General features: G+C 66.9%; 15 protein-coding genes. 11 read left to right on the top strand and 4 right to left on the bottom strand.

Features of this window, described 5'->3' with window-relative positions; translation table 11 throughout:
- Positions 1-227, bottom strand: a 227-nt coding sequence (locus EVC45_RS03165) for a hypothetical protein (protein WP_129956571.1), incomplete at its 3' end; no start/stop codon positions are given.
- A gap of 429 nt (positions 228-656) precedes the next feature.
- Complete coding sequence (locus tag EVC45_RS03160) at positions 657-1,559, bottom strand: LysR family transcriptional regulator (protein ID WP_129956570.1); 903 nt, start codon at positions 1,557-1,559, stop codon at positions 657-659.
- A gap of 110 nt (positions 1,560-1,669) precedes the next feature.
- Between EVC45_RS03160 and EVC45_RS03155 the strand changes: the two genes are divergently transcribed.
- From EVC45_RS03155 to EVC45_RS03120, 8 genes are all read left to right on the top strand, one after another.
- Positions 1,670-3,436, top strand: coding sequence for an acyl-CoA dehydrogenase family protein (locus EVC45_RS03155; RefSeq protein WP_129956569.1), 1,767 nt, complete (start codon positions 1,670-1,672; stop codon positions 3,434-3,436).
- Positions 3,433-4,692: a CaiB/BaiF CoA-transferase family protein gene (locus EVC45_RS03150; protein ID WP_129956568.1), complete on the top strand. Its 1,260-nt coding sequence runs from the start codon at positions 3,433-3,435 to the stop codon at positions 4,690-4,692. Before EVC45_RS03155 ends, EVC45_RS03150 begins: the two co-directional genes overlap by 4 nt.
- Positions 4,693-4,800: 108 nt before the next feature.
- Positions 4,801-6,225: an MFS transporter gene (locus EVC45_RS03145; protein WP_248295016.1), complete on the top strand. Its 1,425-nt coding sequence runs from the start codon at positions 4,801-4,803 to the stop codon at positions 6,223-6,225.
- A 180-nt stretch (positions 6,226-6,405) separates the two neighbouring features.
- Positions 6,406-7,923, top strand: a complete 1,518-nt coding sequence (locus EVC45_RS03140; RefSeq protein WP_129956567.1) for an amino acid racemase — start codon at positions 6,406-6,408, stop codon at positions 7,921-7,923.
- 219 nt (positions 7,924-8,142) lie between these two features.
- Positions 8,143-14,079, top strand: coding sequence for an excinuclease ABC subunit UvrA (gene uvrA / locus EVC45_RS03135; RefSeq protein WP_129956566.1), 5,937 nt, complete (start codon positions 8,143-8,145; stop codon positions 14,077-14,079).
- A 792-nt stretch (positions 14,080-14,871) separates the two neighbouring features.
- Positions 14,872-15,864, top strand: a complete 993-nt coding sequence (locus tag EVC45_RS03130; RefSeq protein ID WP_129956565.1) for a GlxA family transcriptional regulator — start codon at positions 14,872-14,874, stop codon at positions 15,862-15,864.
- A 116-nt stretch (positions 15,865-15,980) separates the two neighbouring features.
- Positions 15,981-16,532, top strand: coding sequence for a dTDP-4-dehydrorhamnose 3,5-epimerase (gene rfbC, locus EVC45_RS03125; RefSeq protein ID WP_129956564.1), 552 nt, complete (start codon positions 15,981-15,983; stop codon positions 16,530-16,532).
- 99 nt (positions 16,533-16,631) lie between these two features.
- Complete coding sequence (locus tag EVC45_RS03120) at positions 16,632-17,261, top strand: GNAT family N-acetyltransferase (protein ID WP_168991386.1); 630 nt, start codon at positions 16,632-16,634, stop codon at positions 17,259-17,261.
- 210 nt (positions 17,262-17,471) lie between these two features.
- Here EVC45_RS03120 and EVC45_RS03115 read toward each other — a convergent pair whose 3' ends face one another.
- Positions 17,472-17,633, bottom strand: coding sequence for a DUF1328 domain-containing protein (locus EVC45_RS03115; RefSeq protein WP_013089029.1), 162 nt, complete (start codon positions 17,631-17,633; stop codon positions 17,472-17,474).
- A gap of 215 nt (positions 17,634-17,848) precedes the next feature.
- Complete coding sequence (locus tag EVC45_RS03110; protein ID WP_129956563.1) at positions 17,849-18,298, bottom strand: diacylglycerol kinase; 450 nt, start codon at positions 18,296-18,298, stop codon at positions 17,849-17,851.
- Positions 18,299-18,693: 395 nt separating this feature from the next.
- Between EVC45_RS03110 and bcsB the strand changes: the two genes are divergently transcribed.
- From bcsB to EVC45_RS03095, 3 genes are read left to right on the top strand one after another with little or no spacing between them, the layout of a single operon-like run.
- Complete coding sequence (gene bcsB, locus EVC45_RS03105) at positions 18,694-21,075, top strand: cellulose biosynthesis cyclic di-GMP-binding regulatory protein BcsB (protein ID WP_129956562.1); 2,382 nt, start codon at positions 18,694-18,696, stop codon at positions 21,073-21,075.
- A 3-nt stretch (positions 21,076-21,078) separates the two neighbouring features.
- Positions 21,079-22,419: a cellulose synthase complex periplasmic endoglucanase BcsZ gene (bcsZ, locus tag EVC45_RS03100; RefSeq protein WP_248295015.1), complete on the top strand. Its 1,341-nt coding sequence runs from the start codon at positions 21,079-21,081 to the stop codon at positions 22,417-22,419.
- The gene (locus tag EVC45_RS03095; protein ID WP_129956561.1) at positions 22,398-26,345 is read left to right on the top strand and encodes a cellulose synthase subunit BcsC-related outer membrane protein; all 3,948 of its coding nucleotides are present in this window, start codon (positions 22,398-22,400) and stop codon (positions 26,343-26,345) included. The genes bcsZ and EVC45_RS03095 overlap by 22 nt, the downstream gene beginning before the upstream one ends.
- The last annotated feature ends 69 nt before the right edge of the window (positions 26,346-26,414 follow it).

Raw genomic sequence — 26,414 nt, 5'->3', positions numbered from 1 at the left:
TCTTCAACATCAACTACTCCAGTTTGGATCACACGTTTTACCCCAACTCTGTGTCCAGAAAAACCGGAGCCGCCGCACAGAGCGCTGTCGCGCTGTCGTTGCTGACGCTTTTGCTCTGCGGATAACGCCTGTCGTGCAGGTGATGCATCGTATGCCCGGTAATCCGGCTCAACAAATAATTGGCATTCGAGATCGGGGTATATCTCGATTTGCAATGTGTAGAACATGCGCTCGCCTCACTCCAGGGAGATCGCGGTATACGAACACGGTTTTGTAGCTTCGCGGTCTAACCTGACCATCCTTGACATTTGCGCGCCCGCCCCAGCACTCGGGTAGCGTGCTGCTATGATCAGCGCACAGCAGGCATGACAGATCGGCGGGAGCAGTGTATGCAAGTCCGAATGACATTCATGCACGTAGCGACGCTGACAGTAGCGGAGGCCCATGCGCAGGCCCTACAACCGCCAATTGAGGCCGACCTTAAGGCCGCGTATTGTTTTGGCGTGACCCAGCAAACCATTTCCGGGATGCCAAACTGACTTGCCTGCGATATCGGCGGCAGTCAAAACCGAGCAGGACCGGCTCAGAGACCCGCAAGCCTATCTGATACCGCACATGCAGTATGTTATGTAGACCCGCTGGGCGACACCGCGCGCTCAGGCTGAGCGCGCCGGCGCGCGATGCCCCGCCTCGCGCAGATACTCGATAAAGCGATTCGCCACCGGCTCCGTATCGCCGCTCCGCCGCAACAGCAGCACTTCCGACAGCAGCGTCGGCCCATTGAGCGGCAGAAAGCAGACGCGCGGATCGTGGATCTGCCGCAGCGTGTACGGCACGAGCGCGACGCCCATGCCGAAGCCGACCATCGTGACGACGGTCTGCCATAGCCGCGCCTCGTGACGAATCAGCGGACTGAAGCCCGCGCCTACGCACTGCGCGATGATCAGATCGTGATAATGCGGCGACACGGTGCGCGGAAACAGGATGAACGGCTCCTGCGCGAGCGCGCGCAGATCGACCTTGCGCTTGCGCGCGAGCGCGTGATCGACCGGCAGACAGCACAGGAACGGCTCCGAAAACACCGTCGTCGACGTCACGTCCGACGGGAAGTTGCCCCAATGCGCGTAGCCCATGTCGATCTGCATGCGCTGGATCGCTTGCACCTGCTCGCTCGTGTTCATTTCCTTCAGCACGATCTCGACGCCCGGATGATCGGCCTCGAAACGGCTCACCGCCTGCGGCATGCCGCGATACAGCATCGAGTTGACGAAGCCGATCCGCAGCCGGCCGGCGAGGCCGTGCGCCGAGCGCACCGTGATGCGCTCGGCTTCGCTCGCCTGCAGCAGCAGCCGGTGCGCTTCGCCGAGCAGCGCCTGGCCCGCGTTGGTGAGCGCGACCGACTTGTTGGTGCGCGCGAGCAGTTGGACGCCTAGCTGCCCCTCGAACTTGCGGATGTCGAAACTGAGCGCGGGCTGCGAAATGAACAGCCGTTTCGCCGCGCGCCCGAAATGCAGCTCTTCGGCGACCGCCACGAAATAGCGCAACTGCTTCAGATCCATCGTCGTCTCCGTTCTTTTATCGATAAGTGCCACTTATCGTACCGGATATAAGTTGTATTAGACGATTATCGAAGCCGCTCCTATGCTGGCTTCAATAAATGGAGACAAGCATGAGCGAAATCATCGCCGAGCCGGCCCACGGCTCGTCCAACATCCCCGATAGCCGCGGCATCAACTTCTTCTCCAGCGACCCCGAACTCGCGCGCCTGTTGAGGCTGCATCTGGGCGACACGCTCTACCGGGAACTCGAAAGCCAGTTCGTCTCGCTCGGCCAGCGCGCGTCGGACGAACTCGACCTGTGGGCGCTCTCCGCTGACAAGAACCCGCCCACGTTGCGCCACCGCACGCGGCGCGGCGAAGCGCTGCAAAGCATCGACAAGCATCCCGACTACGTCGCGCTCGAACGCGTCGCCTATGCCGAGCTTGGCCTTGCGTCGATGAGCCACGAAACGTACAACGGCAAACAGACTCCGCCGCCGCTCGTCAAATATGCGCTGACGTTCCTGTTCGTGCAGGCCGAGTTCGGCCTGTGCTGCCCGGTCAGCATGACCGATTCGCTGACGCGCACGCTGCGCAAGTTCGGCGCGCCGGAACTGGTCGCACGCTTTCTGCCGATGCTCGCATCGCGCGATTTCGACACGCTGTACCAGGGCGCGATGTTCATGACCGAGCAGGCGGCCGGCTCCGATGTCGCGCGCATTGCCACGCGCGCCGCGCTCGAAGCCGACGCGCACGGTGAAAAGCAGTGGCGTTTGTATGGCGACAAATGGTTTTGCTCGAACGCCGATGCCGATCTCGCGATGGTGCTCGCGCGCCCCGCGGGCGCGCCCGATGGCATCAATGGCCTCGGTCTGTTCCTGCTGCCGAAGACACTGCCGGACGGCTCGCGCAACCGCTACCGGATCGTGCGTCTGAAAGACAAACTCGGCAGCCGTTCGATGGCGAGCGGCGAGATCGTGCTCGAAGGCGCGCGCGCGTACCTGATCGGCGAAGTGGGGCGCGGCTTCCACCAGATGGCCGACATGATCAACATGTCGCGGCTGTCGAACGGCGTGCGCGCGGCCGGTCTGATGCGGCGCTCGCTGACCGAGGCGCTGCACATCGCGCGCCATCGCGAGGCGTTCGGCCGCAAGCTGATCACGATGCCGCTGATGCAGCGGCAGCTCACGAAGATGATGCTGCCCACCGAGCAGGCCCGTTCGATGTTCATGCGCATCGCGCTGCTGTTACAACAGGCCGATGCGGGCGATCGCCAGGCCGCGAAGTGCGTGCGCATCCTCACGCCGCTGATCAAGTTCCGTGCGTGCCGCGATGCGCGCCGGGTGACCGGTGACGCGATGGAAGTCCGCGGCGGCACCGGCTACATCGAGGAGTGGAGCGACGCGCGGCTGGTGCGCGATGCGCACCTCGGCTCGATCTGGGAAGGCACGAGCAATATCGTCGCGCTCGACATCGCGCGCGCCGCGAAGCGCGACGGCGCGCTCGAACCGCTGCGCGCGTATCTGCAAGACCTGCTCGGCGCGGCTGGCTTGCCCGCGGCAAGCCTCGCACTGCTGCGCTCGACGCTGACACGCGCCTGCGACGCGCTCGCCGGTGTCGCCGATTCAGGCCGCGACGAATGGGTGCGCCAGGCCGGCTCGGCACTCTACAACGCAAGCACCGCCGTGCTGATGGCGTGCGAAGGCGCGCAACTCGGTCCCGACTACCGTCGTCTCGCGCTCGCGCATCTGGTCGTGCGGCACAAGCTGCTGCCTTACGATCCGCTCGATCTGCGCGGCGCTGAAGATGAAGTCGAAGTGGTCGACGCGCTCGTCAACGACCGTCCGGTCACGCTCGATCAGGCGCTGCGTCTGCTGCCGGCCGGAGGTGCGCGATGACCGCCTCGATGAATCACGGCAAGCAGCGTTGCGACGGCGCGCTGCAAGGCATCAAGGTGGTCGACCTGAGCCGCGTGCTCGGCGGCCCGTACTGCACCCAGGCACTTGCCGATCACGGCGCGCGGGTGATCAAGCTCGAACCGCCCGACGGCGACGAAACGCGCGGCTGGGGCCCGCCGTTCTTCGGCGACACCGCGTGGTACTTCGCCGGTGTGAACCGCAACAAGCAGGGCATCGCGGTCGACCTGTCGCGCGATGAAGGCCGCGAGATTCTGTGGAAGCTGCTCGAAGATGCCGACGTGCTGGTCGAAAACTTCAAGCCCGGCACGCTGAAGCGCTGGGGCATGGACTACGAAGGCGTGCTGCGCGAGCGCTTCCCGAAGCTGATTCATTGCGCGGTATCGGGCTTCGGCCCCGACGGCCCGCTCGGCGGCCTGCCGGGCTATGACGCGGCGATCCAGGCGATGACCGGCCTGATGAGCGTGAACGGCGAGCACGACGGGCCCGCGACGCGCGTCGGCCTGCCGGTTGTCGATATGGTCACCGGTCTCAATGCGCTCGCCGGCATCCTGCTCGCGCTCGCCGAGCGCGCGAACAGCGGGCGCGGCCAGTCGATCGATATCGCGCTGTACGACTGCGGCGTGTCGCTGCTGCATCCGCATCTGCCGAATTACTTCGGCTCGGGCCGCACGCCGCAGCGTACCGGCAACGCGCATCCGAACATCACGCCGTACGACAGCTACCGCACGGCGAGCGCGCCGATTTTTCTGGCGGTGGGCAACGACCGGCAGTTCGCCAAGCTGTGCGCGCATCTGGGTGCGCCCGAACTCGCCGGCGATCCGCGTTTCGCCGACAACCGCAGCCGCTGCGCGCATCGCGAGCCGCTGAAAGCGGCGCTCGAAAGCCTGCTCGCGCAGCACGATTGCGAGCCGCTCGCGCAGCAGCTGATTCATCTCGGCGTGCCGTGCGGACCGGTGCAGACCGTCGACGTCGTCGCGCAGCATCCGCATACGCTGCATCGCGGTCTGGTGGTCGAGATGGACGCGTACCGAGGCACCGCGTCGCCGATCAAGCTGTCGCGCACGCCGGCCACCTACCGCAGCGCGCCGCCGATGCTCGGCGCCGACACGCGCGAGGTGCTCGATGCGCTCGGTATCGATGGCGACACGCAGCGGCGTCTGTTCGAAGCGGGCGTGCTGAAGTCGGCGCTGTCGGCTGAAGAGGCCGAAGCCGCAGCGGACGCGCTCAAAACCTGACGCCTCGCCGCGGCGCACGCCGCGTTTTTTCCGGCGACGGCACACAGAAGCCGCGCCATTCATCAGCAGGACCCGGCAATCCCGTTGCCGCGGACAGGAGACACAGACATGCATCGCGAGCCAGACGACCACGCCCAGCACGCCCATCACGCCCATCACGCCCATCACGTTCAACACGTTCAACACGTTCAACACGTTCAACACGTTCAACACGTTCAACACGTTCAACACGTTCAACACGTTCAACACGCGCGGCAACCGACGCGCGCGGCCGCCGCCGCGTTCGTCGGCACCACCATCGAGTGGTACGACTTTTACATCTACGCGACCGCGTCCGCGCTGATCTTCGGCAAGCTGTTCTTCCCAGGCAGCGATCCGTTCTTCGCGACGCTCGCGTCGTTCGGCACGTTCGCGGTCGGCTTCTTCGCGCGGCCGTTCGGCGGCCTCGTATTCGGCCACCTCGGCGATCGCATCGGCCGCAAGAAGGCGCTCGTCGCGACGCTGATCATCATGGGCGTCGGCACGGTCGGTATCGGCTTTCTGCCGACCTACGCGAGCGCCGGCGTGATGGCGCCGGTTCTGCTGGTGCTGCTGCGCGTCGCGCAAGGTATCGCGATCGGCGGCGAGTGGGGCGGCGCGGTGCTGATGGCGAGCGAACACGCGCCGCAGGGCAAGCGCACGTTCTTCGCGTCGTTCGCGCAGTTGGGCAGCCCGGCGGGCTTGATCCTGTCGCTGCTCGCGTTTCGCGCGGTCGCATCGATGGATAAAGACGTGTTTCTCAGCTGGGGCTGGCGTCTGCCGTTTCTCGCGAGCGCGGTGCTGCTGCTGGTCGGTCTCGTGATCCGCGCGGGCGTCAGCGAGTCGCCGGAATTCAGCGCGGTGAAGGAGCAGCGCCGCGTCGCCGCGTTGCCGATCGCCGAGGTGCTGCGCGACGCATGGCGCACCGTGCTGCTGTGTCTCGGCGCGAACGTGATCGGCGTGGCGGGCGCGTGGTTCGTCAATACGTTCATGCTCAATTACACGACCCAGACGCTCGGCCTCGACCGTTCGCTGATTCTCGATTGCCTGTTCGTCGTCGCGTTCATCCAGTTGTTCACGCAGCTCGGCTCCGGCTGGTTCGCGCAGCGCATCGGCACCGGACGTTTTCTGAAGGGCGCGGCCGCGCTCGCGATGCTGTCGCCGTATCCGATGTTTGCGCTGGTGTCGACCGGGCGGCCGGTGGCGATCGTCGTCGGCATTGCGCTCGCGGTGATGTGCATGTCGAGTTCGTACGCGGTGATGGCCGGGTTCATGTCGACCGCGTTCCCGGTGCGGGTCCGGTATTCGGCGATTTCGCTGTCGTATCAGGTGTGCGCGGCGCTGGCCGGTGGTCTGACGCCGCTGATCGGCGCGTTGCTCGCGCATCAGTATCCGGGCGCGTGGTGGCCGCTCGCGGTGTTCTATACGTGCCTCGCCGGGGTGTCGCTGGTCTGCATCGGCACGCTCGAGCGACGCAAGCGCGATCCGGCGCCGGGGGTGGCCGAGGCGGTTTGAGTGCCGCCGTCGCCGGTGCCGTCGCGGGGCCGTGACGGCCATGCGCCTGCGCGAACGCAAGGTAATGCTATTTCGTGGTTAACCCCAGAACATCTGCCGCTCGCATAATGTCATTCTCAAGCGCGCAGAAAGCCACCCGAGATCGAGGGTGGACGCAAAGAACGACCGGGGGATCTGATCATGAATCGATTTCGTTCGCTGGGTGTGGCGGCTGGCGCGGCGCAGTTCGCCAGCGCCGACATCCTCAGCCGGATGAGCACGGCGTCGCACCGGCCAGGCGCAGCGCGCCCGTTCGATCTGATCCTCGAACCGCGCTCCTGGCAGGGGCCCGCCGCACCCGATCCGACGAGCGCACAGTTCAAGGTCCACATGCTCGACACGATGCGCGCGTTCGAAAAACGCGGTGTCGATGCGATCGTGCTGCCATGCTTTCTGAGCCACACCTTCATCGACGAACTCACGGCCAACGTGTCCGTGCCGGTCGCCAACATCATGACCGCGCTGTCGGCGCACGTGCGACGCAGCTATCCGTCGGCCCGGCGCATCGGCGTGCTGACGTCGGCGGCGATTCGCGCGAACGGCCTGTTCGAGCGTTACTTCGAAGCCAGTCGGTTCGACGTGTGCCATCCGCGCAATAACACCGGTGTCGACTGTGTGACGAGCGCCGTATTTGGAGACGAGGGCATTCGCGATGGCCGCCTGCACGGGCGTCCTCTCGAACTGCTGCGCGCGGCGTGCGCGGATCTGGTCGCGCAGGGCGTCGACGTGATCGTGCCGGGGCTGGCGGAAATCGGCCTCGTGCAACGCGCGCTCGGGCGCATCGAGGTGCCGCTCGTCGATACGAACCAGGTGTACGCGCGCTACGTCGCGCAGGCGCAGTACACGCAGCCGGAGCGGGCGTTCCGGCTCGGCGTGGTCGGCGGCATCGGGCCGGCCGCGACCGTCGATTTCCTTGCCAAGGTCGTGCGCAACACGCCGGGCGTGCGCGACCAGGACCATCTCCGGATCATGGTCGAGCAGAATCCGCAGATCCCCGATCGCACCGCGGCGCTGCTCGAGCGCGGCGACGACCCGACGCTCGCGCTGTACGCGGCCTGCAAAACGCTCGAGGAGGGCGGCGCCGATCTGATTGCGATTCCGTGCAATACCGCGCATGCGTTCGTCGAGCGGCTCCAGCCGGCGCTGCGCGTGCCGATCGTCAATATGCTCAGTTGCACGGCCGACTATCTACGCGAGACCTTGCCGGGTCTGCGCGAAGTGGGTGTGCTGGCCACCTCGGGCACGCTCGCGAGCCGCGTCTACGAACAGGCGCTCGACGCGCGCGGGTTCGCGCAGATCGTGCCGCGCGCGGCCGCGCAGGCGCGTCTGATGAACGCGATTTACGGGCCGCAGGGCGCGAAGGCCGGTCATACGTCGGGCCAATGCTGCGACGACCTCACGGCGGCCGTCGACGATCTGGTCGCGCAGGGTGTGCAGGTCATCGTGCTCGCGTGCACCGAACTGCCATTGCTGTTGCGCGAGCCGGCGCTCGCGTATCCGGGCGGGCGGATGGTGCGGCTCGTCGATCCGACCGACGTGCTGGCGAGGCGCTGCGTCGCGCATGCGCTCGGCGACGCTGCCGCGCGCGACACGCAGGCGGGCCCGGCCATGCTGGCGGCGACAGGGTACCCGTCGCCGCTGGAAAGCGCGCTCGGCTAGCCGGCCGTCCTGGCCGCGGCGCGGCGATTTGCGGATCCCCGCCGGTCCAGACCCGAGGCGCGCTCGCGCCGGTCATGGAAAACTGTATAAACATACAGTATAGTATCCCCCTACAGCCAGGCTTCCGGGCGCCCCCGCGCCGACCCGGCTGCACCGAACTTGCGCGGTCGCGAGAGCCGGCCGTGAGAGGTGACCCACTCCTTCAGACGGTCGGAAAAATTGTCCTCCAACGACGCAACCCCTGACACTCCCCACGGCGGTAACCCGAGCAGCATCAAGATCCAGGGCACGATCCGCATTCGCGGCGCCCGCCAGCACAATCTGAAAAACGTCGACCTCGACGTGCGCACCGGCGAAATGACGGTCGTCACCGGGCCGTCGGGCTCGGGCAAGTCGAGCCTCGTGTTCGACACGCTGTATGCGGAAGGCCAGCGCCGCTACGTCGAAACCTTCAGTGCGTACGCGCGCCAGTTCCTCGACCGGATGGATCGGCCGCAGGTCGACCGCGTCGACGGCGTACCGCCCGCCATCGCGATCGACCAGACCAACCCGGTGCGCAGCTCGCGCTCCACGGTCGGCACGATGACCGAGCTCAACGACCACCTGAAGCTGCTGTACGCGCGCGCGGCCGAGCTGTTCGACCGCCAGAGCGCGCATCCGGTGCGGCACGACACGCCGGAGACGATCTACGCGGAACTGCTCGAGCGCACCGCGCAGGAGGAGCCGCGGCTCGTCGTCACGTTCCCGGTCGAGCTGCCGGAGTCGGCGTCCGAGCAGGAGGTCGAGCAGTGGCTGTCGGCAAGCGGCTATACGCGCGTGCAGGCGCAGCGCGAAGTCGATTCGCCCACCGGCAAGCGCAAGCTGCTCGACGTCGTCGCCGACCGCTTCCGGCTGCGCTCGGTCGATAAAGCGCGCGCGATCGAGGCGATCGAGGCATCGCTGAAGCGCGGCGGCGGGCGCGTCAATATTTACGTGCTGCCGGCTACCTCGGACGAACCGCAGGGCGAAGCCGCCGAGCCGCGCATCTGGCGCTTTTCCACCGGCCTGCACAGCCCCGAAAGCGATCTGCGCTATGCCGATCCGCAACCGGCGCTGTTCTCGTTCAACTCGGCCTATGGCGCGTGCGACGCTTGCCGCGGCTTCGGCCGCGTGATCGGCGTCGACCTCGGTCTGGTGATTCCGGACGCCCGCAAGACGCTGCGCGAAGGCGCGGTCAAGCCGATGCAGACGCCCGCGTGGAAGGAGTGCCAGGACGACCTGATGCGCTACGGGGCGAAAGCCGATATTCGCCGCGACACGCCTTGGGGCGAACTGAGCGAGCGCGAACGCGACTGGGTCATCAACGGCTCGCCGGACTGGAACGGCAAGTGGCAGACGCACTGGTACGGCGTCAAACGCTTCTTCGACTATCTCGAATCGAAGGCGTACAAGATGCATATCCGCGTGCTGCTGTCGAAGTACCGCAGCTACACGCCCTGCGAAACCTGCGGCGGCGCGCGTCTGAAAACCGAATCGCTGCTGTGGCGCCTTGGCAGCAAGGCCAACGCGAACGAAGTGCTCGCGCCGGCGCAGCGTTTCCTGCCGCGCGGCGTGCAGTGGTCGCGCGCGCAGCTCGAAGCGTTGCCGGGCCTGACCGTGCACGACCTGATGCTGATGCCGATCGAGCGCATCCGCCGTTTCTTCGACGACATCACGCTGCCGAGCACGTTGCTCGACGACGCGCTCAAGCTGCTGCTCGCCGAGGTGCGCACACGCCTCAAGTATCTCTGCGACGTCGGCCTCGGCTATCTGACACTCGACCGGCAAAGCCGCACGCTGTCGGGCGGCGAGGTGCAGCGTATCAACCTGACCACCGCGCTCGGCACGTCGCTGACCAAGACGCTGTTCGTGCTCGACGAGCCGAGCATCGGCCTGCATCCGCGCGACCTGAACCGCATCGTCGAGGCGATGCACCGGCTGCGCGACGCGGGCAACACGCTGGTCGTGGTCGAGCACGATCCGTCGGTGATGCTCGCGGCGGACCGGCTGATCGACATGGGACCGGGACCGGGCGAGCGCGGCGGCTCGATCATTTTCGACGGCGCGCCAGAAGCGATCCGTTCCACTGGCACGCTGACCGGCGAATACCTCGGCGGCCGGCGTCACGTCGCGGATGCCGCGCACTGGTCGCGTCGCACGGTCGACGCAAGCACGCCGCGCATCGTGCTGGAAGGCGCGAGCGAGCACAATCTGCGCGACGTCACGGTGGAAATTCCATTGCAGCGGCTCGTCTGCGTGACCGGTGTGTCGGGTTCGGGCAAGTCGACGCTGCTGCAGGACGTGCTGTATCCGGCGATGGCGCGCCACTTCGGCCTCGCCACCGAAGCACCGGGCGCGTTCAAGGCGCTGAAGGGCGCGGACCAGGTCACGGACGTCGTATTCGTCGACCAGTCACCGATCGGCAAGACCGCGCGCTCGAATCCGGCCAGCTACGTCGGCGCGTTCGACGAAATCCGCAAGCTGTTCGCGAAGGCGCCGCTCGCGAAGCAGCGCGGCTATAGCGCCGGCATGTTCAGCTTCAACTCGGGCGACGGCCGCTGCCCGACCTGTGGCGGCTCGGGCTTCGAGCACATCGAAATGCAGTTCCTCTCCGACGTGTATCTGCGCTGCCCCGATTGCGATGGGCGCCGTTATCGCGCGGAAATCCTCGAGGTGAAGATCGAGCGAAGCGAGCCCGCGCGCGCATTGAGCATCGCCGACGTGCTCGAACTCACCGTCAGCGAAGCCGCCGCGTACTTCGCCAAGGACGCCGAAGTATTGCGCGTGCTGCAGCCGATCGTCGACGTCGGGCTCGAATACGTGAAGCTCGGCCAGCCGGTGCCCACGCTGTCGGGCGGCGAGGCGCAGCGGCTCAAGCTCGCGGGCTTTCTCGCGGAATCGGCGCAGGCGCGCAGTACGCGCGGCGCGAAGCAGGTGGTCGCGAAGCGTCTGTTCATGTTCGACGAACCGACCACGGGTCTGCATTTCGACGACATCGCGAAGCTGATGCAGGCGTTCGGCAAGCTGCTTGCGGGCGGTCATTCGCTGATCGTGATCGAGCACAATCTCGACGTGATCCGCGCAGCCGACTGGATCATCGACCTCGGTCCCGAAGGCGGCGACGGCGGTGGCCGCGTGTTGTGCGCCGGCACGCCGGACGAAGTGAAGGCGTGCGCCGAGTCGCATACCGGCGAGGCGTTGCTGCAATACGACCGAGCGATGGACAGCGCAGCCGAAGCGGAGCCCCAGGGCATCCCGCTGCAAAAGGCGCTGAGCGCGGCCCGTGCGCGTCGCGCGATCGAGGGCGAGGACGTCGTGCGCATCGTCAACGCGCGCGAGCACAACCTGAAGGCGCTCGACGTCGACATTCCGCACGGCAAGTTCAACGTGATCACCGGCGTGTCGGGCTCGGGCAAATCGACGCTCGCGTTCGACATCCTGTTCCACGAAGGTCAGCGGCGCTACCTCGAATCGTTGAACGCGTACGCGCGCTCGATCGTGCAGCCGGCCGGCCGGCCCGAAGTCGACGCGGTGTACGGCATTCCGCCGACCGTCGCGATCGAGCAGCGGCTCTCGCGCGGCGGCCGCAAGAGTACCGTCGCGACGACCTCGGAGGTGTGGCACTTCCTGCGTCTTCTGTACGTGAAGCTCGGCTTGCAGCACTGCATTCACGACGGCACGCCGGTCACGTCGCAAAGCGCCGAATCGATTGCGGCGCAGTTGCTGCGCGATCACAAGGGCCAGCATGTCGGCTTCCTCGCGCCACTCGTCGTGAACCGCAAGGGCGTCTATACAGATCTCGCGAAATGGGCGAAAGCGCGCGGCAATACGCATCTGCGTGTGGACGGCGAGTTCGTGCCGGTCGATCCGTGGCCGAAGCTCGATCGCTTCCGCGAGCACACGATCGAGCTGCCGGTCGCCGACCTCGTCATCTCGGCCGATCATGAAGCCGAGCTGCGTGAAGCGCTCGATCAGACGCTCGACATCGGTAAAGGCATCATGCATCTGCTCACGCCGCTCGACGGTCTGCACGATGCGATCAACGGCGGCCGGTCCACCGCGAAGCTCGGCGACGTGAAGGTACTGTCCACCAAGCGCGCGTGCCCGGTGTGCGGCACCAGCTACCCCGACCTCGATCCGCGCCTGTTCTCGTACAACAGCAAGCATGGCTGGTGCACGAGCTGCGTCGGCACGGGCCTGTCGCTGACGCGCGAACAGCGCGCCGCGTACGACGACACGATCGTCGTCGACGACAATCGCGGCCGCGAACAGAGCTTGCCGTCGGAGGAGCAGGAACCGGAAGGGCTCGTCGACGAGCCGTGTCCGGATTGCGCGGGCACGCGTCTGAATCCGGTCGCACGCGCGGTCACGTTCGATTCACAAGCGATCGTCGATGTCGCGCAATGGACGGTGTCCGACACGCGCGGGTGGATCGATACGCTGCACATGACGGGCCGCGACGCCGAAATCGCGCGCGATGTGGTCAGCGAAATCGGCAGCCGGCTGCAGTTCCTGGAAGAAGTCGGGCTCGGCTATCTGAGCCTCGATCGCGCGGCGCCGAGTCTGTCGGGCGGCGAGGCGCAGCGCATCCGGCTCGCGGCGCAGCTCGGCAGCAACCTGCAGGGCGTGTGCTACGTGCTCGACGAGCCCACCATCGGCCTGCATCCGCGCGACAACCAGATCCTGCTGAACGCGCTGCGCAAGCTCGGCGACAAGGGCAATACGCTCGTCGTCGTCGAGCATGACGAGGACACGATCCGGCGCGCCGATCACATCATCGATATCGGGCCGGGCGCGGGCAAGCGCGGCGGTACGCTGATCGCGCAGGGCAGCGTCGCTGATCTATCCGCGCAGCCCGATTCGCTGACCGGGCGGTTCCTCGCGCAGCCGATCGTGCACCCGCTGCAGCCGCGCCGCGAGGTGGTCGCGCCGGGCAAGCGCGCAGCCGCGGTGCCGGAGAACTGGCTGACCGTGCACGGCGGCAAGCTGCACAACCTGCGCGACGTGACGGTCGGCATTCCGCTCGCGCGGCTCGTCGCGGTGACGGGCGTCAGCGGCTCCGGCAAATCGACGCTCGCGCGCGACGTGCTGATGACCAATCTGCTCGATGCGGTCGGGCGCTCGGTGTTGTCGTCGCCGGCCACGCGGCGCGCGCGGGCGGCGGCCGAGCAGAAGCCGGCCGCCAACCGCCGTTCGAGCGTGCTCGCGCGCTCGGCGCCGCGCGCACCGTTGAACGTCACGCACGCGTGGCAGGGCTGCGATTCGGTCACCGGCTGGGAAAGCATCGACCGTGTGCTCGAAGTCGATCAGACGCCGATTGGTAAAACGCCGCGTTCGTGTCCCGCCACCTACATCGGCGTGTGGGATGCGATCCGCAAGCTGTTCGCGGGCACGCTGGAGGCACGCGCGCGCGGCTATACCGCGTCGCGTTTCTCGTTCAACACTGGCGAGGGCCGCTGCCCCGCGTGCGAGGGCCAGGGCGTGCGCACGATCGGCATGAGCTTCCTGCCCGACGTGAAGGTGCCGTGCGACGTCTGTCACGGCCAACGCTTCAATCCGGAGACGCTCGCGGTCACGTGGCGCGGCAAGAACATCGGCGACGTGCTGACGATGGAAATCGACGAGGCGGTCGAGTTCTTCGCGTCGATCACGAACATCGGGCATCCGCTGCAGCTGATGAAGGACGTCGGGCTCGGCTATCTGACGCTCGGCCAGCCGTCGCCGACGCTGTCGGGCGGCGAGGCGCAGCGCATCAAGCTCGTCACCGAGTTGAGCAAGGTGCGCGACGACATCACGCGGCGCGGCCAGAAGCCGCCGCACACGCTGTACGTGCTCGACGAGCCGACGGTCGGCCTGCACATGGCGGACGTCGCGAAGCTGATTCGCGTGCTGCATCGGCTCGTGGATGGCGGGCATAGCGTCGTCGTCATCGAGCACGATCTCGACGTGATCGCCGAGGCGGACTGGATCATCGACCTCGGTCCGGAGGGCGGCGTGGGTGGCGGTACGATCGTCGCGGCAACGGATCCGGAAAGCCTGTCGCGGGTGGCCGCGAGCCATACGGGCGCGGCCTTGCGGCCGGTGCTCGCGCGCACGTCGGCTACGGCGACGCTGGCCGGCGAAGGTACGAATGGCTGACACAAGGGTGACGAGCGGCGGCGCGGCAGTGGCGCGCCGCGATTCCGCTCACCAGCCGGCGGCTTGCCGCATTCCTCGCGCGCTTCAGATGTGCCGTTGCAACCTCGCAGGTTGCAACGCGCGCGCCTTCTGGCGAGTTCGTCAGATGTGATTGCTGCACTGCATCCAATCATTCCGGATTCGACAGGAGCGGCGCAGGCGATCTTTAAATCATACGAAAAGCGCCGTTGATGTTTCAATATCGAAACATTTTTAGAACCCGCAATAAATCTGCATTTGGATATTAATTTGAGGTGCGGAACGAATGCCGTCGAAATGCCTAATACGACGGGCAATAAATTTACGCTTTGCGAATAAAATACCGAATAGCATCGGCATTAACCCGGCGATAAGCAGTTCACAATTGAAACATTTTTGAACCGCGCAAGAAACGTACTCGGTAACGCGCAATCACGTTCTTCGCATTATCGGTAACTTTGCCGGAATGCGCGAGAGTGCCGTCCATCAAGGCTTTGCGATAAGATATCGATAAGCTCTTCACGCGGCCTGGCATAGTTGTTTGACTTGTCGAGCGCTCATATCAATCGCTCAATAACAACTTTTCCTCAGACAAGGGCCGTCATGATGAAATTTGCTTTTCAAATTTACTATAGCGATCCATTCCGCTAACATCACGCTTAATCCTTTATGCGGCGTTAGTCTCTTTTTCCGCCGTAATAACTGCATTCTCTTGTTTCGTCTGATGACGAGGCAAATCGGGGTCCGCAACGTATGACCGTTTGGGGATAGATCATGCCGCACATGCACCTTGATACTACGAGAATTACGTGGCTGCACACGCCCGCCTTGAACGTCCGTACTGCAGCGCGGCGAATCGGCATTCTGCTGTTCGATGGGTTCTGGCTGCTCGGCCCGGGTACCGTCGTCGAAATGTTCCAGACCGCCAATGAGTTCGCCGGCACGCGAGACGGGGAAGATCCGCCCTACGACGTGCAGTTCCTGTCGATGGACGGCGGCAATGTCGCCAGCTCGTCGTCGGCGCGCATCTGGACCGACCGCATCGACACGCGCTTTGGCGGTGGTTTCGACGTGCTGTTCATCGCCGGCGGCTATGGCGCCCATGTGGCCGCGCGCGACGAACGTCTGCTGAACTGGCTGCGCGCGGTGCAATCGCGCACGCGCGCGATCGAAACGATCGGCGAGGGACGCCTCGTGCTCGAAGCGGCCGGCCCGACCGAGCATGACGGCCTGATGAGCCGCTACCCGGGTGCGAGCGCGAGCGAAGGCGCGTTCAGCGCGGCCAACGACCGTCACGACTGCGCCCGCAGCGCGCTGATGTTCATCAAGCGCGACCTGGGCGCCGAGCTTGCGCGCAGCGTCGCCGATCGCGTGATGCCCGGCATGGCCGCGACGTGGGTGCCGCTGCCGGCGGAGGGCGGCACGCTGAGCGTCGCGGAGAAGATTCGCGCGGCCGCGCGCTGGATGGAGGCGAACTGCGACCGTCCGGTCTCGGTCGCCGATGCCGCGCAGGTCGCCGCAATGAGCGAGCGCAATTTCCTGCGCCGTTTCAAGCATGAGATGCAGGTCACGCCGTCGGACTACCTGCTGCAGGTGCGGCTGCGCATCGCCTGCAACTTCCTGACCGAGACCGAATTGCCGGTCGACAAGATCGCGCGTCGCAGCGGCACCGGCAACGGCGATCGTCTCGCGAAAATCTTCCGCAAACGCATGGCATTGTCGCCAACCGAGTATCGCGCCCGTAGCAGGGCGGCCACTGAGGCGTAGGATGTCGCTTTAGCACGCGATAGTGCGCCCGCGTCGCGGGTGCGCCTCGTCTGTCGGACTCGGTCGCGAAAGCGGCCGTATCTTCGCTGGCCAGCCTTTTTACGAGCACAGTGGCGATGGGCAACAGGGTCATGGCGACGGCATTGCCGGAGGTGAAACTCATCGAGCCGGAAGTGTTCGTCGACGAGTTCGGCTTCTGCTTCGAGAGTTTCAGCGCGGACGAGTTTGCGGACGACGTCGCGCAAGGTTTCAACTTCGTGCAGGACCGCCATCTGCGCGCCGTGCATGGCGTGCTGCGCGGCTTGCACTACCAGGTGCAGCGTCCGCAGGGACGGCTGCTGCGCGTCGTGCGCGGCGAGATCTTCGACGTCGTGGTCGACGTGCGCCTGAACTCGCCGAGCTTCGGCAAATGGTGCGGCGAGTATCTGGGCGAAGTCAACCAGCGGCAGATCTGGGTGCCGCCCGGTTTCGCGCACGGGTTCGTCGTGCTGTCCGATGTCGCCGAGTGCGTGTGGAAGACCACCGAGTACTGGTTTCCCGAGCTGGAGCGCTGCCTGCTATGGTCCGATCCCGACATCGGCATCGAGTGGCCGATCGACTTTCAGCCGATCCTCGGCAGCAAGGACGCGGCCGGCCGCCGTCTGTACGAAGCGGAAAACATCTCGTGAACGACCGGTGAGCGGCCTGAGTATTTACGACATTTTTTCTTGAGACGCTCACGGGCCATCCCTACACTTCGGGCATCCAGTCAGCACGAGGTGCTCAACGTGAAGCGTCGCACAAGCCGTCCGCAAGCCGTTCCCGTCCGCTATGTGTATCGTGGTGCCAGCCACGTCGAACTCAGACGCTTCGACGCGTCGCGCGATTCGTTCGTCGCGTTGACGGCGCTGCTGCATCGCGCGTTCGCACCGCTCGGCGCGCAGGGACTCAATTGCACGTGCGTCGATCAGACCATCGGGACGACCCGTGAACGCGTGCTGCGCGGCGACTGCCATGTCGCGGTATGCGAAGGACAGATCGTCGGCACGATGACGCTCTATGCTTCGGATGGCGAATCATCTTGCGAGCTGTACCGGCACGGCGATGTCGCGAGCTTGCGGCAGTTCGCGGTCGATCCGGCGTGGCAGGCACGCGGCATCGGCACGTTGCTGATCGCGTTCGCCGAACACTGGGCCGCGACGCGCGGCTATGCGCAACTTGCGCTCGATACGCCGCAACCGGCCGCGCGGCAGATTGCGTTCTATCGCGGGCAGGGGTTTCGTATCGTCGATTTCGTGCGCTTCGCCGGCAAGCGCTACGACAGCGCGATTCTGAGCAAGCCGCCGGTTGCGATGCGCACGCTCGCGAACTGGTCGCGCCGTCTACACGCGACGCCGCCGATTGCGCGTGCGGCCTGAAAGCAATGCCGCCCGGCTTTGCGGCATGCGAAGAAAAGAAGCGGAGCGGGAGCAGAGGTGAAGCGCCCGATGCGTCGGCAACAATTGCAATATGCTGCGGCAAGTATTGCAATGGCGATAACGGCAGTGCAAACCGCGACGTGGCACCACCGCGGCGCCACCGGTTCGCATCGGGCGAGGCGTGAATTCTCCGAACGCTGTGTGCAGCCGTCAGCGTCGGATCACGCCCATCAGCAGGGTGACGAGGAAGATCACCAGGAAGATGAAGAACAATACCTTGGCGATTTCGGTCGCGCCCGCGGCGATGCCTCCAAAGCCGAACACTGCGGCGATGATGGCGATGATGAAGAAAATCACAGCGTATCGAAGCATGGTGCCTCCACCGGTGGATGGTTGAAATGACGCTTGAACGGCGCCCCGTTGCGTACGTCACGCGGCTTCGCGGGTGAGATGCCGGCGAGCGGAATTTAGCAATAGACGTGCCATTGTTTTGTCGCCGCCAACGTTTGCGTTTGCACCCGCGTCCATGGACCCGCAACACACCAACCATGGCAGGGACTACGCAGAACGGTGGAACGCGCCACACCTCACCCGCGTAGCCAGTGATACGCCAGCGGCCCGCACAGCACACCCCAGCTCAGCACACAGATGAGCAGCGCGATCGTCACGGCCGCGCTGCCGCAGTCTTTCGCTCGTTTCGACAATTCGTGCCGTTCGAACGAGATCCGGTCGATGGTGGCCTCGATCGCCGAATTCAATAGCTCCACCAGCAGCACGAGCAGCACCGATCCGATCAGCAGCACGCGCGCGATCGGGTCGACCGGTATCGCGAACGCGACCGGCACGAGGATCGCCGCGAGCGCGGCTTCCTGACGGAACGCACTTTCCGCGCGCAATGTCGCGACGACGCCGGCGTACGAATGCCGCAACGCGAACAACCCGCGCAGCGGGCCGCTGCGCTTCGCGGGTGGCGCGATGGAGTGAGCGGGGGAACGCGCGCTGCGGGGTGACGCGGGGGAATCGGCCGGTTCTTGCATGGTTCGGGGTGACTTTTGAAGTGCAGCAAATGACCGTAAATGTTACAAGATGTCAATAACGTTGCAAATTGTGATATCTTGGCGCCGCCCAACAGCGGCAGGCACCTGGCACCTTCTCGCCTGACCGACCGGCTTCGGAAAAACAAACAGAACGCATAACCGGTTAGGGCTGCTGCCGCTTGCGCTCATGTGCTGGCCATCCCCGTCGCTCGTTCCGCTCAAGGTTTCGCCGGATTTTCCGTATACGAGGCATGGTGTGCCGCCGCCTGTCTCTGCTGTGGCGTGCGCCCGGCAATCCGTTTTCCCACTTCGCGCGCTCGCGCGGCAGACCGGATTCGCACCGTCATCGGCGCGCTCGGGCGCGCACGGTCGAGGTCCAACAAGCTGAGTTGTTCATGAAACCAGTTGTGTCGTTGTGCCTTTCGCTGACCGCCGTCGTCGGCGCGCTATACGCGGCTGTGTCGGGAGCCGCGCCGTCGATGCCTGTCGCCGTCGCGGCGGCGAATGCGCCGGCCGCGTCGACCATCGTTAGCGCGAGTGCTGCCAACGCCAACGCCAACTACGTCGACAACGACGCCATCCCAACGCCCGCATCCGGCTCCAGCGCGTCGCGCGTTTCGTTCGCAACGCTAGGCGCGTATCAGCCGCTGACGCTGCGCGGCGTCGAAGACGCCCGCACCGTCAATCTCGGCGTGCGGCTCGATCGCGTGGTCACGGCCGCGCGCCTGCGCTTGCGCTACACGTATTCGCCGTCGCTCGTGTTTGCGATGTCGCATCTGAAGGTGTCGGTCAACAACGAAGTCGTCGCGACCGTGCCGTTCGACCGCGAGCACGCCGGCAAGCTCGTCACGCAGGACATCGCGCTCGATCCGCGCTTTCTGACCGACTACAACCAGATCGGTCTGCGCCTGATCGCGCATTACACGCTCGAGCATTGCGAAGACCCCGAGAACTCGGCGCTGTGGGCCGACGTGAGTCCGTCGAGCGAATTCATCGTCGATACCGCGCCGATCCGTTTGCCCGACGACCTCGCGCTGCTGCCCGCGCCGTTCTTCGATCACCGCGATGCGTCGCGGTTGCGTCTGCCGTTCGTGCTGCCGGCCGCCGCCGACAACGCGACCCTGCGCAGCGCGGGCGTGCTCGCGTCGTGGTTCGGCGCGCAGGCCGACTACCGGCAGGCGCGCTTTCCGGCGCTGTCGACGTTGCCCACCGACTCGCACGCGGTCGTCGTCGCGCGCAGCGAGCAGTTGCCCGCCGGCCTCACGCTGCCGCCGGTCAATGGCCCGATGCTGATCGTCGCGGACAATCCCGTCGCGCCCAACCGCAAGCTGCTGATCGTGACCGGCCGCAGCGCCGCCGAAGTCGACGAAGCGAGCACCGCGCTCGTGCTCGGCACGACCGCGCTCGCGGGCCCCGCGGTGCGCATCACGCAGCTCGCCGCCGGCGCGCCGAGGAAGCCCTACGACGCGCCGCGCTGGCTGCCGGTCGACCGGCCGGTCGCGTTCAAGGAGCTGATCGACGATCCGTCGCAACTGCAGGTGCGCGGCAGCGCGCCGGACGCGATCCGCCTGAACCTGCGCGTGCCCGCCGATCTGTACTCGTGGAACGGTGCGGGCGTGCCGCTGAGTCTGAAGTACCGCTACACCGCGCCGACCGTGCAGAACAATTCGGCGCTCGCGGTGCAGATCAACGATCAGCTGGTCAAGTCGTACCGCCTCGCGCTCGCGAGCGCCGACGACGCGCAGGGCCGCCTGCAACTGCCGGTGCTGTCGAACAACGGCAACCGTGCGACGAGCGCGCTCGACATTCCGGCATTCCGCGTCGGCAGCTCGAACCAGCTGCAACTGCGCTTCAATCTCGATTCGCAGAAGACCGGGCTATGCCAGGGCGTCGCGACCAATCCGGTGCAGGCCGCGGTCGATCCCGATTCGACGATCGACTTCTCGGACTTCGTCCACTTCGCGCAGATGCCGAACCTCGCGTTCTTCGCGAACAGCGGCTTTCCGTTCACGCGCTACGCGGACCTGTCGCAGACGGCCGTCGTGATTCCCGAGCATCCCGCGCCGCAGGAGCTCGAAAGCCTGCTGACGATGCTCGGTCACATGGGGCAGTGGACCGGCTATCCGGCGCTGCGCGTGCAGGTTGCGCGGCCGCGCGAGCTCGCGCAGCTGAGCGGCAAGGATCTGCTCGTGATCGGCGGCAACGGCTCGGCGCCGTGGCTCGCCCGCTGGCCGCATGCATTGCCGCTGACGATCGGTGCCCAGTCGGGCGACGCCGCTGCGTCGGGCGCCGCTGCGCCGGGCACCGCTGCGTCCGGCCCGCTCGCGCGCGCCGCGTTCGCGGTCGACGAGCAGTGGCGCGGCGGCGCCCGTCGCAACGACGCGCATCGCTCGGACGGCGGCGCGCGCATCGAACGCGACGGACCGCTCGCCGCGCTGATGGGCTTCGAACTGCCGGGCAGCCACGGACGCAGCGTCGTTGCGCTGAGCGCCACCGATCAACAGCAGTTGTCGCAACTGCTCGACATGCTCGAAAAGCCCGACCGCGTCGCGCAATTGCAGGGCGACGTCGCGTTGCTGCGCGATGGCAAGGTCGACAGCATGCGCGTCGGCGATACCTATCTGGTCGGCTACGTGCCCTGGTATGCGCGGTTGTGGAGTAAGGCGATCCAGCATCCGGTGCTGCTCGGCGTGCTCGGCGCGCTCGCCGGCCTGGCTCTCGCGATCGGCGCGTTCACGGCGTTGCAGGAACTGGCCGCGCGGCGCCGGGGAGTCTGATCGATGAGTCAGGCGAAGGGCGGGGCGCCGCGGTGGGGAGCGCGCGGCGGGGTGGGCGTGCGAATCGCTACGCGCGAGGGAGTGGGCGTTGAAAGCCGAGCAGGTCTGCACGCGAGGCTTGCGATCGGGCTCGTGCGAACAGCGGCGAGCGTGCTTGTCGCAAGCGTGCCGGCCGCGGTACTTGCCACGATGCTGACGCTCGCCGGCAGTGACGACGCGTTCGCCACGCAAGCGCAGGAGCCCAGCCGCGCCGACGCCGCCGCTTGCACCGCGACGCCCTGGCCGCGCTGGCAGCAATTCAAGCGCGATTTCCTTTCCGCCGACGGCCGCGTGATCGATGTCGGCTCGCCCGACGAGCGCACGGTGTCGGAGGGGCAATCGTATGCACTGTTTTTCGCGCTGGTCGCCGACGACCGCGCGGCCTTCGACACGATCCTGCACTGGACCGAGCAGCATCTCGCGCAAGGCGATCTGACCGCGCGGCTGCCGGCGTGGCTGTGGGGCCGCTCATACGATGGCAACTGGGCGGTGCTCGACGCGAATGCGTCGTCGGACGCCGACCTGTGGATCGCCTATGCGCTGCTCGAAGCGGGCGACGCGTGGCGCGAGCGCAGCTACACGGCGCGCGGCGCGGTGCTCGCCCGGCGCGTGCTCGACGAGGAAACGGCCAACGCGCCGGGGCTCGGCCTGACCTTGCTGCCGGGCCCGGTGGGCTTTCATCCGGACGCGGACGTGTGGCGGGTCAACCCGAGCTACACGCCGCCGCAAGTGCTGCGCGGTCTCGCCACGCGGCTGCCCGACGATCCGCGCTGGCCGCGCCTGCTCGCGAGCGCGAGCCGCATCCTGATCGATACCGCGCCGCATGGCTTCTCGCCGGATTGGGCGTTGTACCGCGCGAACCGCGGCTTCGCGCCCGATGCGCAGACCCACGCCGAGAGCGCCTATAACGCGATTCGCGTGTACCTGTGGGCCGGCATGCTCGACCGGCGCGATCCGCTCGCGCCGACCCTGCTCGCGCGCTTCGCGCCGTTCGCGAGCTTCATCGCGGCGCACGGTGCGCCGCCGGAGAAAGTCGACGCGACGAATGGCCGTGCCGACATCAACATGGGCAACGCCGGTTTCTCGGCGGCGGCGGTGCCGTTTCTCGATGCGCGTGGCCAACGCGCGCTCGCCGATGCGCAGATCGCGCGCGTCGCGGCGCTCGATCGCGAGACGGCCGCCGGCTATTACACGAGCGTGCTGAGCCTGTTCGCGCTCGGCTGGCGCGAAGGCCGCTACCGTTTCGCGGCCGACGGCACCCTCGATCCGCACTGGAGCATGTCGTGCCGCGCCGCCCCGCAGTGACGCGCGCGGCGCGTTTCGGCGTGCTCGCGTGCGCGGCCGCCGCGGCGATGACGGGACCCGCATACGGCAACACCAGGGAATCCGAAGCGGCGCGCCCGTCAGTCGCTGGCACGCTGGCGACGCCCGCTGCTTCTCCAGCCATCGCGCCACCGCAAAACGCCGCTGCGCAACGGCTGCTCGCGACCGCCCGCATGTGGTCGACCAAACATCGCGACGACCTTGCGTTGCAGGCGATCGACAAGGCGCTGCTCGCCGCGCCCGGCGATCCGGCCTTGCTTGCCGAGCAGGTGCGCATCGAATTGCGTCTCGGCCATGCGCAAGCCGCGCAGACGACGCTTGCGCGCTTGCGCGCCAAAGCGCCCAACAGTGCAGTGATCCAGCAGCTCGACGACGAATACCGCGTCGCCACCAACGGCCGCGAGGAATTCGCGACGGTGCGTCTGCTCGCGCGTAGCGGCCAATCCGCCGAAGCGGCGCGGCGCCTGCAGCTGCTGTTTCCGCACGGCGCGCCGTCGGGCTCGCTCGGCGTCGAGTACTACCAGATCCTCGCGGGTACGCCCGAGGGCCGCGAGAGGGCGCTCGTCGCGCTGCATCGGCGGGTCGCCGCCGATCCGTCCGACGTCGGTGCCGCGCTAGTGCTCGCGAATCTGCTGAACTCGCGCGGCGATACGCGCGCGGAGGCTAACCGGATCGCGTGGAATCTGGCGACGCGGCCCGACTCCGATCGCACGGCCTCGCTCGACACGTGGCGTCACGTGCTGCAATCGGCGGGCGTGGACCTCGCGTATCTGCCGGCGTTGCGCGCGTATCTGCAACTCGTTCCGGACGACACCGAGTTTCGCGAGCGCGTCGCCACGCTCGAAGCGCAGCTCGACGCGCAACGCCAACTCGAACGCAACCCCGACTACATCGCGCAGCAGCGCGGCCTACAGGCGCTTGCGCGCAACGATCTGGCGGCCGCCGAGCCGCTGCTCGCGCGCGCGGCGAGCGCGCGTCCCGACGATGCCGACGCGGTCGGCGGTCTCGGTGTCGCGCGCATGCGGGCCGGGCGGCACGACGAAGCGCACACGCTGTTTCTGCGCGCGGCCGCGCTCTCGCCCGACAATCGCGCCAAGTGGCAAAGCCTCGCGCGCACCGCGCAATTCTGGGGAACGCTCGCGCAAGGCCGCGCGGCCGCCGCGGCGGGCCACGCGCAGGACGCGGAGCGGGCGGCGCTCGCGGCGCTCGCGATGGAGCCGGAGAACGCCGACGCGAAGCTGATGCTCGCCGACGCGCTGCTCGCGCAGCACGACTGGAGCGCGGCCGAACCGCTGCTGCGCGACATGCTGAACGGCCATGCGCCGAGTGTCGCGGCGCTGCGCAGCACGCAGACGCTTTACGAAAACACCGGCCGTGCGGCGCAGGTCGAGCCGTTGATCGACGCACTGCAAAGCCGCTTCACGGCTGCCGACGATCGCCAGAGCCTCGCGCGTCTGCGTGCCGATCTGCTCGCCGGACAGGCCGACCAGTTGCTCGCCGGCGGCGAGCGCGGGCCTGCCGCGCAGCGCTATGAAGCGGCCCTGCGCGCCGAGCCCGACGCACCGTGGACGCGTTTCGCGCTCGCGCGTCTGTACCGCGATCTGGGCCTGCCGCAACTCGGCCGCAACGTGATGGACGAAGGTCTCGCGCACGCACCGTCGCCCGAGATGCGCTACGCGAGCGCGCTCTACCGCAATTCGCTCGACGACCTGAGCGGCGCGCAAGCAGTGCTCGCGCTGATCCCGGAGCAAGACCGCACCGATGGGATGCGCGCGCTCGATCGCAATCTGCAAACGCAACGAAGGCTCGCCGACGCGCGCGCCGCATTCGCACGCGACGATCACGCAAACGCGGTGCGCCTGCTCGAAGAGGCGCGAATTATGGCCGGCGACGATCCGAGTCTGCTCGCGTCGGTCGGCGCGCAGTGGATCGACGCGGGCGACGCCGGGCGCGGCCTCGCGTTGTTGCGCGACTGGATCGACGCGCATCCGCACGAGGCCGACGCGGACGTGTGGCTGCGCTATGGCGACCTGCTCGGCAGCGCGCGACGCGACGCGGAACTGTCCGCGTGGCTTCAGCAGTTGCGTGACGATCAGCAGTTGAAGCTGGACGCCGCGCAAAGTGCGCGCCTCGAAGATCAGGCGCTGCGCGTGGCGTTGCGGCAAACCGACGACGCGATCGATCGTGGAGACTACGAGGCGGCCGGGCAGCGACTCGCGGCGGTGAGCCCGGCCGGTCGGCGTGACCAACGCTACGCGCTCGAACTCGCCGATCTGCAGCGCGTGCAGGGCGATTACGCGGCCGCGCGGGCAACCTTGGCGCCACTGCTGGCCGCGCAACCCAACGATGCGGACGCGCGGCTCGCGCTGGCCCGCGTGCTGGAGCAGAGCGGCGAGCGCGGTGCCGCTCTGCGGATCGTGCACGACGTGCTCGATGGCGCCGCGCCCGACGACGTCGACACGCGCCTGTCCGCCGCGCGCCGGCTCGCCGCGTTGAACGAGGCGCGCGACGCGCAGCAGGTCACGGCGGCGCTGCGCGTCGCGTATCCGACGCGGCCTGACGTGACGGTGCAAAGCGGCCGCATCGCCGAAGACCTCGGGCAGTACGAAGATGCCGCTTCGCTCTACCGTTTGTCGCTCGCGCAGGAACGCTCGGCGGGGGTGAGCGCGGGACCCGATGGCACGCCCGCGCGGGCCGCGCTCGACGATCTCGAACAGCGCCGCAATCCGTCGATCGAGACCGGCTGGCTGCCCGCGTACAAGTCGGGCGACGCGGGCATTTCGCAGCTGCGCGCGTGGCAGGTGCCGGTGTACGTGCAGATGCCATATCGCTACGACGGCCATTTCTTCGCGCACATCGACACTGTGCGTCTCGATGCCGGCACGCTCGACGTCAGCGACGCCAATGCGTTCACGCGCGATACCTTCGGTACCTTCGCGGCGGCCGACAAACTGGGGACGTCGCTCGGCTTCACGCCGCAGCAACTCGCCACGCTGGCCGCGAGCCTGCCTTATCTGCATCAGACCGCTACCGGCGTCGCGCTCGGCGCGGGCTATACATCCGATGCGTGGCGCTTCGACTTCGGCACGACGCCGCTCGGATTCCCCGTGTCTTACCTCGTCGGCGGCGTGCGCTATCGGTTCGATGCGGGACCGGCGAGCTTTTCGCTGAGCGGCTCGCGCCGTCCGGAAACGGGCAGTCAGCTGTCGTATGCAGGCATGCACGATCCGGTGACCGGCACGGTGTGGGGCGGCGTGCGCCGCGACGGCATCGATCTGCATTCGTCGTTCGATGTCGGCGCGGCGAACCTGTTCGCCGATCTTGGCGCGGGCGAGCTGACCGGGCGCAACGTCGCCGGCAATCAGGAACTGACGCTGCGCACCGGCTTCACGATGCCCGTGTACCGGCGCGCGAATTCGCTGGTGAGCACCGGCCTCGTCGGCAACGCGTGGCACTACACGAACAATTTGCGCTTCTATTCGTTCGGGCAGGGCGGCTATTACAGTCCGCAGCGCTATCTGTCGCTCGGCGTGCCGGTCGAATGGCTGGGGCGCAGCGGCGCGCTGAAGTGGGATCTGAGCGCGACCGTCGGCGTGTCGAACTCGTACGAGAGGAGTTCGCCGTACTACCCGAACGGTCTGCCGGCCGGGCTCGGCGCGGCGCCGGGGCTCGACAGTCTCGTCAACGCGGGCAGCTCGACACGCGGCGTCGCGTTTTCGTACGGACTCGCGGGCATCGTCGAGTATCGCTGCGATCCGCATCTGGTGCTGGGCGCGCAGTTGAGCATCGACCGTTCGCACGACTACGCACCGAGCGCCGCGCTCGTCTATCTGCGCTACACGTTCGATGCGCGCAAGCAGGACAACCGTCTGTCGCCGCAGCCGGTACGGCTTTATTCGAGCTATTGAACGGCGATGCAACGAGATCGGGGACAGCAGACGTGAACACCGTTTCGAATCCAACCCAACCGCGTGCGC

The organism is Paraburkholderia sp. UYCP14C (assembly GCF_004197395.1).
GTDB lineage: Bacteria > Pseudomonadota > Gammaproteobacteria > Burkholderiales > Burkholderiaceae > Paraburkholderia.
This window is presented reverse-complemented; position numbering and strand designations above follow the sequence as displayed.

Bases quoted from the DNA above. Each gene is read 5' to 3' on its own strand.
- EVC45_RS03140 (WP_129956567.1), top strand. From the start codon at position 6,406: ATGAATCGATTTCGTTCGCTGGGTGTGGCGGCTGGCGCGGCGCAGTTC.
- EVC45_RS03160 (WP_129956570.1), bottom strand. From the start codon at position 1,559: ATGGATCTGAAGCAGTTGCGCTATTTCGTGGCGGTCGCCGAAGAGCTG.
- EVC45_RS03130 (WP_129956565.1), top strand. From the start codon at position 14,872: ATGCCGCACATGCACCTTGATACTACGAGAATTACGTGGCTGCACACG.
- rfbC (WP_129956564.1), top strand. From the start codon at position 15,981: ATGGGCAACAGGGTCATGGCGACGGCATTGCCGGAGGTGAAACTCATC.
- bcsZ (WP_248295015.1), top strand. From the start codon at position 21,079: ATGAGTCAGGCGAAGGGCGGGGCGCCGCGGTGGGGAGCGCGCGGCGGG.
- bcsB (WP_129956562.1), top strand. From the start codon at position 18,694: ATGAAACCAGTTGTGTCGTTGTGCCTTTCGCTGACCGCCGTCGTCGGC.
- EVC45_RS03145 (WP_248295016.1), top strand. From the start codon at position 4,801: ATGCATCGCGAGCCAGACGACCACGCCCAGCACGCCCATCACGCCCAT.
- EVC45_RS03115 (WP_013089029.1), bottom strand. From the start codon at position 17,633: ATGCTTCGATACGCTGTGATTTTCTTCATCATCGCCATCATCGCCGCA.
- EVC45_RS03110 (WP_129956563.1), bottom strand. From the start codon at position 18,298: ATGCAAGAACCGGCCGATTCCCCCGCGTCACCCCGCAGCGCGCGTTCC.
- EVC45_RS03150 (WP_129956568.1), top strand. From the start codon at position 3,433: ATGACCGCCTCGATGAATCACGGCAAGCAGCGTTGCGACGGCGCGCTG.
- EVC45_RS03155 (WP_129956569.1), top strand. From the start codon at position 1,670: ATGAGCGAAATCATCGCCGAGCCGGCCCACGGCTCGTCCAACATCCCC.